14 protein-coding genes are annotated in these 12626 nt (G+C 61.4%); 5 read left to right on the top strand and 9 right to left on the bottom strand.

Going from position 1 to position 12626, the window contains the following annotated elements; all coding sequences use genetic code 11:
• The first annotated feature begins 91 nt into the window (after positions 1 to 91).
• The 5 genes from GGD46_RS04900 to GGD46_RS04880 all read left to right on the top strand — a co-directional run bounded on the left by GGD46_RS04900 (position 92) and on the right by GGD46_RS04880 (position 4677).
• Positions 92 to 1078 (top strand): ABC transporter ATP-binding protein, encoded by a 987-nt coding sequence (locus GGD46_RS04900; protein ID WP_184702373.1) that lies wholly within the window; start codon positions 92 to 94, stop codon positions 1076 to 1078.
• Complete coding sequence (locus GGD46_RS04895; protein WP_184702371.1) at positions 1075 to 2049, top strand: ABC transporter permease; 975 nt, start codon at positions 1075 to 1077, stop codon at positions 2047 to 2049. Before GGD46_RS04900 ends, GGD46_RS04895 begins: the two co-directional genes overlap by 4 nt.
• Positions 2039 to 2854, top strand: coding sequence for an ABC transporter permease (locus tag GGD46_RS04890; protein WP_184702369.1), 816 nt, complete (start codon positions 2039 to 2041; stop codon positions 2852 to 2854). Before GGD46_RS04895 ends, GGD46_RS04890 begins: the two co-directional genes overlap by 11 nt.
• A 13-nt stretch (positions 2855 to 2867) precedes the next feature.
• Entirely contained in the window at positions 2868 to 4295 is a 1428-nt protein-coding gene (locus GGD46_RS04885; protein ID WP_184702367.1) for a gamma-aminobutyraldehyde dehydrogenase, read from the top strand.
• Positions 4296 to 4503: 208 nt separating this feature from the next.
• Positions 4504 to 4677: a DUF1328 domain-containing protein gene (locus GGD46_RS04880; protein WP_184702365.1), complete on the top strand. Its 174-nt coding sequence runs from the start codon at positions 4504 to 4506 to the stop codon at positions 4675 to 4677.
• 33 nt (positions 4678 to 4710) lie between these two features.
• Here the strand turns inward: GGD46_RS04880 and GGD46_RS04875 are convergent, their stop codons facing one another.
• From GGD46_RS04875 to GGD46_RS04835, 9 genes are all read right to left on the bottom strand, one after another.
• Positions 4711 to 5385 carry a DUF1345 domain-containing protein gene (locus GGD46_RS04875; RefSeq protein ID WP_184702363.1) on the bottom strand — a complete coding sequence of 225 codons (675 nt, stop codon included), beginning with the start codon at positions 5383 to 5385 and terminating at the stop codon, positions 4711 to 4713.
• 108 nt (positions 5386 to 5493) lie between these two features.
• On the bottom strand, positions 5494 to 6225 hold the full coding sequence (locus GGD46_RS04870) for an SDR family oxidoreductase (protein ID WP_184702361.1): 732 nt from the start codon (positions 6223 to 6225) through the stop codon (positions 5494 to 5496).
• Positions 6226 to 6330: 105 nt separating this feature from the next.
• The gene (locus GGD46_RS04865) at positions 6331 to 7461 is read right to left on the bottom strand and encodes an extracellular solute-binding protein (RefSeq protein ID WP_184702359.1); all 1131 of its coding nucleotides are present in this window, start codon (positions 7459 to 7461) and stop codon (positions 6331 to 6333) included.
• A 14-nt stretch (positions 7462 to 7475) separates the two neighbouring features.
• Positions 7476 to 7937, bottom strand: coding sequence for a MaoC/PaaZ C-terminal domain-containing protein (locus tag GGD46_RS04860; RefSeq protein WP_184702358.1), 462 nt, complete (start codon positions 7935 to 7937; stop codon positions 7476 to 7478).
• A gap of 3 nt (positions 7938 to 7940) precedes the next feature.
• The gene (locus GGD46_RS04855; protein WP_184702356.1) at positions 7941 to 9014 is read right to left on the bottom strand and encodes a Gfo/Idh/MocA family protein; all 1074 of its coding nucleotides are present in this window, start codon (positions 9012 to 9014) and stop codon (positions 7941 to 7943) included.
• Positions 9015 to 9188: 174 nt separating this feature from the next.
• The gene (locus GGD46_RS04850) at positions 9189 to 9518 is read right to left on the bottom strand and encodes an L-rhamnose mutarotase (RefSeq protein WP_184702354.1); all 330 of its coding nucleotides are present in this window, start codon (positions 9516 to 9518) and stop codon (positions 9189 to 9191) included.
• Positions 9519 to 9530: 12 nt separating this feature from the next.
• The gene (locus GGD46_RS04845; RefSeq protein ID WP_184702352.1) at positions 9531 to 10643 is read right to left on the bottom strand and encodes a mandelate racemase/muconate lactonizing enzyme family protein; all 1113 of its coding nucleotides are present in this window, start codon (positions 10641 to 10643) and stop codon (positions 9531 to 9533) included.
• Positions 10644 to 10654: 11 nt separating this feature from the next.
• Entirely contained in the window at positions 10655 to 11752 is a 1098-nt protein-coding gene (locus tag GGD46_RS04840; RefSeq protein ID WP_184702350.1) for an ABC transporter ATP-binding protein, read from the bottom strand.
• 5 nt (positions 11753 to 11757) lie between these two features.
• Positions 11758 to 12624: a carbohydrate ABC transporter permease gene (locus GGD46_RS04835; RefSeq protein WP_184702348.1), complete on the bottom strand. Its 867-nt coding sequence runs from the start codon at positions 12622 to 12624 to the stop codon at positions 11758 to 11760.
• Between the last annotated feature and the right edge of the window lie 2 nt (positions 12625 to 12626).

Here is a 12626-nt window from a genome sequence, read left to right as displayed (position 1 = left end):
ACGCTGATGCGCCGGCTCCCACAGCAGACCAGATACTGATCCGGTCCGGCTGACATCGTTTCAAACACATTGCATATCCCTGGAGAAACCAATGAACGCCGTTCGTTTCCAGCAGGTGTCGCGCCATTTCGGCCAGGTCCGCGCCGTGGACCGTGTCGATCTGGAGATCGCGCCCGGCGAATTCTTCGCCATGCTCGGCCCTTCCGGTTCCGGCAAGACCACCTGCCTCAGGCTGATCGCCGGCTTCGAGCAGCCGACGGGCGGCCATATCGAGATCTTCGGCGAGACTGCCGAAGGCGTGCCGCCCTATAGGCGCAACGTCAACACCGTCTTCCAGGATTATGCGCTGTTTCCGCATCTCAACATCCTCGACAACGTCGCCTATGGGCTGATGGTCAAGGGTGTCGGCAAGACCGAAAGAGTGCGTGCCGCCGAACAGGCGCTGGAACTGGTTAAAATGCCCGGCTATGGCGCCCGCCGCCCCGGCCAGCTCTCCGGCGGCCAGCGCCAGCGCGTGGCGCTCGCCCGCGCTCTGGTCAACAAGCCGAAGGTACTGCTGCTCGATGAGCCGCTCGGCGCTCTCGACCTGAAACTGCGCGAGCAGATGCAGGAGGAGCTGAAAAGCCTGCAGCGGGCACTCGGCATCACCTTCGTCTTCGTCACCCACGATCAGGGCGAGGCGCTTTCCATGGCCGACCGCGTCGCCGTCTTCAACGACGGCCGCATCGTGCAGCAGGGCACGCCGCACGATATCTATCAACGACCGAAGACCCGCTTCGTCGCCGATTTCGTCGGCTCTTCGAACGTTATCGCCCCCGAAACCATGTCGTCGCTCGGCGGCGAGCGGCGCTGGGCCAGCCTGCGCCCCGAAGCCATCCGGTTGACTGAGGAGAGCGGCGTGGCGGCGACCGTGAAAGCGACGAGCTTTCTCGGTGCCGCTACCCGCCTCTCGGTCGAAGCGAATGGCGCCCGCCTGCATGTGACCGTGCCCGCCGGGCAATCGGCCCCGGATACCGGCGCATCCGTCCGCCTCGCATGGCTGCCGGCGGATGTGCACTACATGGATGACGCCGCATGAACGCCGCAGCCTTCCCCACCTCGTCGAGCCAAGTGCCGGCCTCGATCCTGCCGCGCCGCGGCGGTATCTTCGGCCGCCTCTCTGATCTCTTCTGGCGCCGCCCGAAGCTGCTCCTGTTCTTGATGCTGACGCCGCCGCTGCTCTGGCTCGGCGTCATCTATATCGGCTCGCTGATCGCGCTGCTGCTGCAGAGCTTCTTCTCGATCGACGATTTCTCGGGGTTGGTGAACTACGAATTCACGCTCTCGACCTATGCGCAGCTGCTGAATTCGACGAATTTCGACATCATCGTGCGCACGGTGGTCATGGCCGCACTCGTCACCATCGCCTCGGCCCTGGTCGCCTTCCCCATCGCCTACTATGCCGCCCGCTATGCGCAGGGCAAATGGAAGGCCCTGTTCTATCTCGGCATCATGCTGCCGCTGTGGTCGAGCTATCTTGTGAAGGTCTATGCCTGGAAGCTGATCCTCGCCAAGGAAGGCATCCTCACCTGGATCTTCGCCAAGCTGCATCTCGGCTGGCTGCTCGACGGCGTGCTCACCCTGCCCGTCATCGGCGGCAACTCGCTGTCGGTCAGCTATATCGGCACCTTCCTTGTCTTCGTCTATATCTGGCTGCCCTACATGATCCTGCCAACCCAAGCCGCTCTCGAGCGCGTGCCGGCGAATCTGCTGGAAGCCTCGTCGGACTTGGGCGCCACGCCGAACCAGACTTTCCGCACGGTGCTGTTGCCGCTCGCGCTGCCCGGCGTCGTCGCCGGCTCCATCTTCACCTTCTCGCTGACCTTGGGCGATTACATCATCCCGCAGATCGTCGGTTCCTCGCGCCTCTTCATCGGCCAGGCTGTCTATGCACAGCAGGGCACGGCCGGCAACGTGCCGCTCGCCGCCGCCTTCTCGGTCGTGCCCATCGTCATCATGGCCTTCTATCTCTGGATCGCCAAAAAGCAGGGAGCTTTCGATGCGCTCTGATCGTGGCCAACGCGCCTCCTTTCCGCTGAAAGCCGCAGCCGCCGGTGGCCTGCTCTTCCTGCACCTGCCGATCCTGCTGATCTTCGTCTATGCCTTCACGACGGAAGAAAAGAGCTACCAGTGGCCGCCGCCGGGCTTCACGCTGCAATGGTTCGGCATTGCCTGGAACCGGCCGGACATCTGGTCTTCGCTGGCGCTCTCCGTCCAGGTGGCAACCATAGCAACCGCGATCGCTCTGCTGCTCGGCACGCTCTGCGCCGCCGCCGTCAGCCAGACGAAGTTCTTCGGCCGCGAGGCGATCTCGCTGCTGGTTATCCTGCCGATCGCGCTTCCCGGCATCATCACCGGCATCGCGCTGCGCTCCGCCTTTAGCCTGTTCGATATCCCGTTCTCGGTCTGGACGATCGTTCTCGGCCATGCGACCTTCTGTGTCGTCGTGGTCTATAACAATGCCGTCGCCCGTTTCCGTCGTACCTCCGGCTCGCTGATCGAGGCGTCGATGGATCTTGGCGCCGATGGCTTCCAGACCTTCCGCCATGTCGTCCTGCCCAATATCGGCACGGCGCTGCTTGCCGGTGGCATGCTCGCCTTCGCGCTGTCCTTTGACGAGGTCATCGTCACCACCTTCACCGGCGGCCAGCAGATGACGCTACCGATCTGGATGCTTGAGGAACTCATTCGCCCGCGCCAACGACCCGTTACCAACGTCGTCGCCATGGTCGTCGTGCTTGTCACCTTCCTGCCGATCCTGGCAGCCTACTATCTTACCCGCGACGGCGACCAGATCGCCGGCAGCGGCAAATAAAAGGGAGAGAATAATGGATACCCAGATGCTGATCGGCTCCCGCTTCGAAGCCGGCACCGAAACGGAGGAACGCGTTCTTAACCCGAAGACCGGCGAGGCCGTGCTCAGTCTGCCAGAGGCTTCCCTCGGCCAGATCGATGCCGCCGTCGACGCCGCGGAAAAAGCCTTCAAGAGCTGGTCGCAGACCACACCCAGTCAGCGCTCGACCTATCTCCTCAAGATCGCCGATGCCATCGAGCGGGATGCCCAAGGCTTCGCGGCGCTTGAGGCGCTGAATTGCGGCAAGCCGATCAACGCCGTGCTCAATGATGAGATTCCGGCAATCGTCGACTGCTACCGCTTCTTTGCCGGCGCGGTGCGCAACCTGCACGGCCCGGTCGCCGGCGAGTATCTGCCCGGACATACCTCGATGATCCGCCGCGATCCGATCGGCATCGTCGGCTCCATCGCGCCCTGGAACTATCCGATGATGATGATGGCCTGGAAGCTGGCGCCGGCGATATCAGGCGGCAACACCGTCGTCTTCAAGCCCTCCGAGCAGACGCCATTGACGGCGCTGAAGATGGCAAAGCTGTTGGCGGATGTCCTGCCGGAAGGCGTCGTCAACGTCATCCTCGGCCGCGGCGAGAGCGTCGGCAACGCGCTGATCAACCACCCGAAGATCAGCATGGTTTCCATCACCGGCGACGTTGCCACCGGCAAGAAGGTCTTGCAGGCCGCAGCCAAGACCGTGAAGCGCACGCATCTCGAACTCGGTGGCAAGGCCCCCGTCATCGTCTTCGACGATGCCGATATCGACGCCGTCGTGTCAGGCATCCGCACCTTCGGCTATTACAATGCCGGCCAGGATTGCACCGCCGCCTGCCGCATCTATGCCGACGCCAAGGTCTACGACAATTTCGTTGCCGATTTGACGTCCGCCGTCTCCAGCATCAAGTTCAACCTTGCCGACGATACCGAAAACGAAATCGGCCCGCTGATCTCCAAGCGGCAGCGCGACCGCGTCGAAAGTTTCGTTACCCGCGCCGCCGAACACAAACACATGGAAATCACCACCGGCGGCAAGATCTCCGGCGAACGCGGCTTTTTCTACGCCCCGACGGTCGTCGCCGGCGCCACACAGGACGACGAGATTGTCCGCCGCGAAGTCTTCGGCCCCGTTGTCTCCGTAACGCGCTTCACCAACCCCGACGACGCCGTCACCTGGGCCAATGATAGCGACTACGGCCTCGCCTCCTCGGTTTGGACCAAAGACATCAGCCGCGGCATGCAGACGGCCGCCCGCCTGCAATATGGCTGCACCTGGATCAACACCCATTTCATGCTGGTCAACGAAATGCCGCATGGCGGCCTGAAGCAATCCGGCTACGGCAAGGATATGTCAGTCTACGCGATCGAAGATTATACCGCCGTGCGGCATGTGATGATCAATCATGGGTGAGGTGCGGTTCGGCGTAGCCGAAGAAATCGATCCAGTGGATCGATTACAGCGCCGAACGCCCTGAGCCATGCGAAGGGCCGGCAAGCCCCAATGTGAACGAGGCCCGATCCAGCCTTAACCAGCAGAATCGGGCCTTAATCGAAACGCCATCGGAACAATTCACCCTCCTCCCGCGTCTTCAAGAAGTACAACGCAGAGGAGATTGCTAATGCTGAAATGGGCTCTCATTTTCTTTGTGATTTCGCTGGTCAGCGGCTTTTTCGGCTTTTCGGGCGTATCAGCGGCAACAGCAACCATTGCACGCGTTCTGTTCGCCATCTTCCTGATCATCTTCCTGGTGTTCCTGATCCTGGCCGTCATGGCCGGCAACGCCGCCCTTTGACGAGATCAGCCACCGGTCGCTTTCGGGGCGAGCCTAGATCAGGCTTGCCCCGACATTTATGGCGAGCGCCAGAATCGTTGTGTTGAACAGGAAAGACAGGATGGCGTGCAAAAGCGCCAGCTTACGCATCGAAACGGTGGAAATGCCGATATCGGCGGTCTGCGCGGCTACACCGATGGTGAAGGAGAAGTAGAGGAAGTCCCAATAGATCGGCTCCTCCACCGGCTCGGCGAATTTCAGCCCCTGCCCCTTGCCGGGAGTGCTGTAGAACCGGTGCGCATAATGGATGGTGAACAGCGTGTGCAGGAAGCTCCATGAGATCAGAATCGTCACGATCGCCATCATCACGCGGAAAAAGGCGACTTCCGGCGGGGCATCCTTGACCCCCAGCAGATCGAGCGCGATGCCGCCGATGCTCGCAAGTGCCGCTGCGATCGACAGGAACAGCAGAAACCCATCCGAGAAATCGAGGTCGGCGGAGCGCTTGCGGATGCGCTGCGCATCGGCCGTCAGCATTCGAATGAGGCTGTAGACGATAAAGACGACCGCAGTCGTATCCCATGCAATCAGAAGATTGCCGGCGTTGAAGGCACGCGATGTCAGAAGCAAGAAGACGGCAATACCGGCGAGCACGGAAAGCACGATCACATGATGCTTGCGCCAGAAGACCAGCCATCTGGAATGACGCAATTGTCCATGTACATCCATGCCGCTCTCCCTATTGCAGATTGCCTGTCGGAAACCGACTCGCCGACGAGAGTGGCAAATAAGAGAAGGCCCCGCAATACGGGGCCTTTTGCGTCATGGAAAGAAACCTCAGCCCGTCCAGCCGCCGTCGATGACGTGCGTCTGGCCTGTCGTGAAGCCCGCCTCGTCGCCGGCGAGATAGGTCACCAGCGCGGCGATCTCTTCTGCAGTCGCGATGCGGCCCATCGGCTGCCGGGCGATAAAGTCTTTCATTGCCTTGTCGTAGTCGCCGGTTGCCCGCAACCGATCATGGAGCGAGGGGCTGTCGACGGTGCCGGGGCAAATGGCGTTGGCGCGGATACCCTTGGCAACGAAATCTGCGGCGATCGATTTGGTGAGCCCGATGACGGCGGCCTTGGAAGCGCAATAAGCGAAGCGATTGGGCACGCCCTTCACACTGGATGCGACCGAAGCCATATTGACGATCGAACCCTTGCCCTTCTCCAGCATGCCCGGCAGGAAGGTGCGGCACGTCACGTACATCGCCTTGGCATTGAGGTTGAAGGAGAAATCCCAGTCCTTCTCCTCGCAGTCGAGGATCGTGCCGGCATGGACGAAACCGGCGCAATTGAAGAGCACATCGATTGGGCCAATCTCGTCGGCGTAGGCCTTGACGGCGGCACTGTCGAGCACGTTCAACACATGCTTGGTGGCGCCATCAAGCGTGGAAAGCGTCTGCTCGTTGATATCGGTGGCGTAGACATGTGCGCCAAGCGAGATGAAGCGCTCTGCCGATGCCCGGCCGATGCCCTGCCCTGCCGCCGTGATGACGACCTTCTTGCCTTCCAACCCGTGACCCATGATTCTGATCCTTTCTTCGGGAACTATGATCCCATCCATCTCGGCCGCATGGCCACTAACGTGGACAAGATCAAGCAATAACAATCAGTTGGCGCAGCCTCGCGCTTATGCTTCGAAGGACTGCGCGAAGCGGCGGTTCAGCCTATCGATGAGGACTGTATGCCGCTCGCCGCTTCGCAGTCCATCGCTAATCATCTCGGATGCGTCGCTTTGAAATGCCATGTAGCCGTCATGCCGCGGCCGTACATAGGCACCCTTCAAGGTGGCGCGCGTGTTGCGGTAAAAGTCGAGCGCCGGTGCATTGACCGCATCGCTGACCCAGGCGTCGGCATGGCCCGGCTGACCGTTTCCATTTGCATAAATGCCCGCTTGCACCGGCCCGCCGGCGATCCAACGGGCAAAGGCCTTTGCCTCTTCAGGAGCCTGCGTACGTGCCGAGACGGCAATGCCCGTACCGCCCAGCGCTGAGCCATTCGGGGCGCGGCCATCGATGACAGGCATATCCGCAAAGGCAATCCGCGCCTGTCTGAAGCCTTCAAAGGAATAATTCACGTAGCCATAGATGAAGGGCGACGCCACATAGGGGCTGCCGGGCTTACCCATCACGTCAAGCACGGCGATCGGATCCATCTCGTAGCAGCTGACATCCATGCCCGCGACGAGCCGCTCTATCCTGTCAAGCACTGCTTCGCCATCCGCTTTGGCGATGAAATCCGGGCCTTGGACGCTGCAGGGCGTGCCGAGATGGGCAGCCAGCGTGATGAAGGTCATCAGCGAGTGCGGCGGCCGCATCGGCAGGATCGCCCTGCCCTCCTTGGCGAGCATCACGAACTCAGAGAGATCCTTGACCGGCGCGCTCAGTTGATCCGGCCGATAGGCTTGCACCTGCGTCGCCGCATCGAGCGGAAAGGCCCACTGGCGCCCCTGCCAATTGTAGCTCGGATAGGAGCGTCCGACCGTGCCCGCCGCGATCGCCGCAAGTTCATCAGCATGAGCAGCATCATCGAGCGGCAGCAGGCAGTTCTCGCGCGTGATCTGGCCAACATGCGGGTGATCGATGACGATGAGGTCGTATTGGGCGGCGAGCTCTTCCACCGGAAAGGTCTCGAAATCCTGCAGCGAGCGCTTTTCCCAACTGATCTCGACGCCGGTCTTTTCCTGCCATTGCTTCGAGCAGGCGACCATCGGATCGTAGCCGCGAGGATGCGACCACGTCATTCCCTTAAGTTTCGTCATGGGGAGCTTCACCATCATGCCTTCTCCGCGCCGGTTTTGCGCTCGACGACCAGGATATGATCGGCGGCAAGCACGACTTCGTTGCGCTGGTTCAGCACCTCACAGCGCTCGACAACACGGCCGGACGCCGGACGCTTCGGATCGTCCTCCTTCGCCGAAATGGTAACGCGCGTGCGGATCGTATCGCCGATATGTACCGGGCGGACGAAGCGCAGCCGGTCGTAACCATAGGAAAAGGCGACGGGATTGATCAGCGAAGCCGTGAGGCCGACGCCGATCGCAAAGATCATCGTGCCATGCGCAATGCGCTGGCCGCCGGGCAAGGTCTTGGCGAATTCCGCGTCCATATGATGCGGGAAGAAATCGCCTGTGTGACCGGCATGAACGACGAAATCGGTCTCGGTGATCGTCCGTCCGGTGGTCACCCTGACATGGCCGAGTTCGTAGTCTTCGAAATAGATGGTCTGTTCTGCCATTCCTCAAGCCTTCGGAAGTTCTGCAATCGGCGTCGCCGGCGCGGCGCTCGACCGATAAGCGGCCTCGACGAGGGCCATGGTCTGCCAGGCATCCTCAACGGAGCCGATCAACTCCTGATCTTCGCCGGATGCGAAACGCTGCAGGTTTGCCATGCGGTTGACGAAGGCGTCCGGGAACCAGGCGCCTTCCAACTTGACCTCGACCCAATCGCTGCCGCCTTCGGGGCGGATCCAGAGCTCGTCCGGCTCGCCACGCGGATAGTCGAGATTGACGCCGAGCTTGATATAGGCGGCGCCCTTGGTGCCGGCGATGCGAAACTCGCAGGCCTGGAACTTGCGGCCGAAATCATGGTCGTGATTGACCGAGAGCACGCAGCGCACCTTGTCGCCATAGTCGAGGATCGCCGCCGTCCGGGTCTGGGCGACTTCGTGATTGGGATGGCCGATGGTCTTGGCATGAACCCCTTGAGGATTGCCGAGCAGTCCGCGAACGAAATCGAGATAATGGATCGAGTGCATGGCGATCTCGATCCGCGGCAAGCCTTTCAGGAAGGGCCACACCCCCCAGGGTGTGGCAAGCGCCAACCAGGCATCGAAATCGACGACCTCGCCGAGATAGCCCTTCTTAACGGCATCGTAGAGCGCCAGCATCATCGGCGCGAAGCGGAGCTGGAAATTGACGGCCGCCTTGATGTCTCGCTCGCGGCAGACCCGCAGAATGTCGGAGGCGCCGGCGAGATCGCTGCCCATCGGTTTCTGGATCAGCGCGAACGAGCCGCGCGGCAATTTCGACAGGATCGGCGCATGGGCAGCCGGTGGTGTCGCGAGATCGAAAATGGCGTTCTCGACTGCCAATGCCTCAGCCTCGGAGGCAAAGGCGCGAATACCCCATTGAGCAGCCAGCGCCGCCGCTTTTTCAACATTCGGATCGTAGAGACCGGCAACCGGGAAGCCAGCTTGCTTGTAGGCCGGAAGATGCGCGTCGCCGACGATACTGCCGGCACCGAAGATTACGATCGGGCGGGGATTTGATGGCTTGGGCCACCATTGGCGAAGGGATGTGGGATCGAAGGTCATGACACCCTCCCCTTGAGGGGGAGGGTCGGACTAAAGGTCCGGGGTGGGGTGATCCCTCCTCGCGCGAAAACGGCAGCGCTATGCGCTGAGGTGGCCACCCCCACCCGCACATTCCGCGCGACCTCCCCCCTCAAGGGGGAGGTGAATGCTCCGCAGTCCGCCCTATTCCAATCTCTAGTCAAGGTGAAACACCTCCTCCATCATGGCCCACCACTCGCCCTCCTTGCGGGTCTCGAGCGGTTTCTGGCAGGGTATACAAACCGACCACCATTCCTGGTTCTTCGGGCTTGCGGCCATCTTGCGCATGTCGGCCTCGAAATCCGTGCCGACATATTCCCAATAGCCGAAGAGCAGGTTTTCCGGCTCTTTCAGGAAGATCGAATAGTTGGTGATGTTGCACTCGGAGATCAGCGCCAGGATCTCGGGCCACACCGCCGCATGAAGCGCCTTGTACTCCGCGATCTTGGCCGGCTCCAGGCCGATCACCATTCCCATCCGCTGCATGGTTAGTCCTCCTCAGTCGTGGATTTCCCGGGTGAATTCGCCGATCGAGCGCGCCTTCACCGCTTCCCAATCCCAGGCGATGCCGATGCCGGGCTCGGAGGGCGCAAGCGCCTTACCGTCGACGATCTCCATGCCCTTGGTGGTGAGGTCATCGAGCTGCGGGATATATTCGACATATTTGCCGTTCGGCACCGCGCAGGTGAGGCTGACATGCAGCTCCATCAGGAAGTGCGGGCAAACCGGAATATCGAAAGCTTCGGCCGCATGCGCCACCTTCAGCCAGGGTGTGATGCCGCCGATGCGGGCGACGTCGACCTGCACGATCGAGCAAGCGCCCTTCTGCATATATTCACGGAAATGCCGGATCGAATACATGGATTCGCCGACCGCGATCGGCGTCGGCGTCGACCGCGTCAACCGGATATGGCCATCGAGATCGTCGGCCGGCAGCGGCTCCTCGATCCAGGCGAGATCCAGTTCCTTCAGCCGTGCCGCCCGGCGGATCGCCTCATCGACGGTAAAGCCTTGATTGCAGTCAGTCATGATCTCGAAGCCGGAGCCGAGCGCCAGACGCATCGCCGCAAGCCGGTCGTAATCTTCCGAGCCGTGCGGCTTGCCGATCTTCACCTTCGAGCCGGAAAAGCCTTTGGCCTTCGCCTGCAAGGCGTCCTCGACCAAAGCTTCCTTCTCGATATGCAGCCAACCGCCCTCTGTCGTGTAGAGCGGGCAGCGATCCCTAGCGCCGCCGGCCAGCTTCCAGAGCGGCAGGCCCTGCTTCTTGGCCCGCAGGTCCCACAATGCCGTGTCGACGGCAGCGAGCGCCAATGCGGTGATCGGCCCGATGGTCGTCGCATGGGTGGCGAATTCGAGTTTATGCCAGATCGCTTCGATGCGATCTGCGTCCTCACCGATCAGAAGCGGCACCAGATGGTCGGAGAGCAACCGCATGACAGACGAGCCGCCGGTGCCGATGGTGTAACTGTAGCCGGTGCCGACGGCGCCGTCGCTATCGGTGATGGTGACGATCGGCGTTTCCTGGCTAACGAAGCTTTGGATCGCATCCGTCCGCTTCACCTTCGGCGGCAGGTCGACCATGCGCAGTTCTATTTTCTCGATACGTGCCACGGGTCGGATCCTTAATTTGCCAGGCTCTTGCCGGTTTCGACGGAGAAGAGGTGCGCCTGACTGAGGTCGAAGCTCATTTTCAGCTGTTCCCCGCTCTTCAGAGAGCGCGGATTGAGCATGCGCGACACCCATTCCCGTCCCGCGAATTCGACGAAGACGAGCGTTTCGTTGCCGAGTGGCTCGGTGATGGCGACCGGCAATGTCAGCTCGTAAACGGCCGATTCCGCGCCCGAATGCAGGCCGTGTCCTGTCGGGAAGATATCGTCGGGCCGCAGGCCGAAGGCGACCGTTTCGCCTTCATTGACCTTGCCGGCAAATTGGCCGGGCAATGGCAGCCGGTCGCCGTTCTTGAACACCAGTTCTCCCGCCTTCAGCGTCGCTTCTTCGATATTCATCGGCGGCGAGCCGATAAAGCCGGCGACAAAGCGCGTGGCAGGGCGCTTGAACACTTCATCCGGCGTGCCGACCTGCTCGATATGTCCGTCGCGCATGATGACGATACGGTCCGCCAGCGTCATGGCTTCCACCTGGTCGTGCGTGACGTAGACCACCGTCGACTGCACCTTGGCATGCAGTTTCTTGATTTCGGTGCGCATCTGCGTACGCAGCTTGGCATCGAGGTTCGACAGCGGCTCGTCAAAGAGGAAGACTTCCGGCTGGCGCACGATGGCGCGGCCCATGGCGACGCGCTGGCGCTGACCGCCGGAAAGCTGTGCCGGGCGACGATCCATGAGGGCTTCGAGGCTGAGGATGGCGGCGGCCTCGTTGACGCGCTTGTCGATCTCCGCCTGCGGCTGCTTGGCGATCTTCAGGGAGAAGCCCATGTTCTCGCGCACGGTCATATGCGGATAGAGCGCATAGGACTGGAACACCATGGAGATGTTGCGGTCGCGCGGCGGCAGGTCGTTGACGACGGTATCGCCGATCTCGATCGTGCCGCCGGAAACCTCTTCCAGGCCGGCGATCATGCGTAACGTCGTCGACTTGCCGCAGCCCGAGGGACCGACGAGTGCAATGAACTCCTTGTCCGCGATGTCGAGATCGATCCCGTGGACGATTTCCAGGGCGCCATAGCGCTTGACGAGTTTTTTGAGGGAAACCTGAGCCATAGAGATCAACCTTTGACCGCACCGAATGTCAGACCCGACACCAGATGCTTCTGAATGATGAAAGTGAGAGCGAGTGCCGGAATGATCATCACGACCGCCAGTGCGCACATGCCGCGCCAATCGATGGTGAACTCAGCCGTATAGTCGAGCAAGCCGACGGGCAGCGTCTTCGAATCGACGGAGCGCGTCAGCTGCGAGGCCAAGGCATATTCATTCCAGCAGGTGAGAAAGGCGAAGATGCCGGCGGAGGCGATGCCGGGGCCGGCAAGCGGGAATTCCACCTGCCAGAAGGCCTGCCAGCGCGTGCAGCCGTCGATCTGCGCGGCTTCGGCGAGATCCTTCGGCACCTGCCGGAAGAAGCCATCGATCAGCCAGATCGTGAAAGGCACGTTGAGCGCGACATAGGTGAGGATGAGACCGAAGTGCGTGTCGATGATCCCGAGCCGTGCATAGACCATGAACAGCGGCAATGAGAGCGCAACGCCGGGTACGGAGCGCGTCAGCATCAGCCCGAGGAACACGGCTGATTTACCACGGAACCGGAAGCGGGCGAAGGCATAGCCGCCGGACATGCCGATGACGAGCGCAATCGCGGTCGAGGTGATGGAGATGATCAGCGAATTGCGGAAATAATCCCAGACGGGAATACCACCCTGCCCCACGCCGCTGAACATGGCGCGATAGGCTTCCAGCGAAAGCTCCTGCGGAATCCAGACCGGCGGCTTCGCCATGATCTCCACGGTGGGACGAAGTGAGCTGATGATGATCCAGAAGCCGGGCAGGCAGATGATGAGCATCGCGAGGAAGAGGCCTATGAGATAGGCGATTTTCCACAAGCGGCGGTGCAGGCGTTGTTGAGCGTTGCGATCCATGA

It is taken from the genome of Martinezella lusitana (assembly GCF_014207095.1).
GTDB lineage: Bacteria > Pseudomonadota > Alphaproteobacteria > Rhizobiales > Rhizobiaceae > Rhizobium > Rhizobium lusitanum_B.
This window is presented reverse-complemented; position numbering and strand designations above follow the sequence as displayed.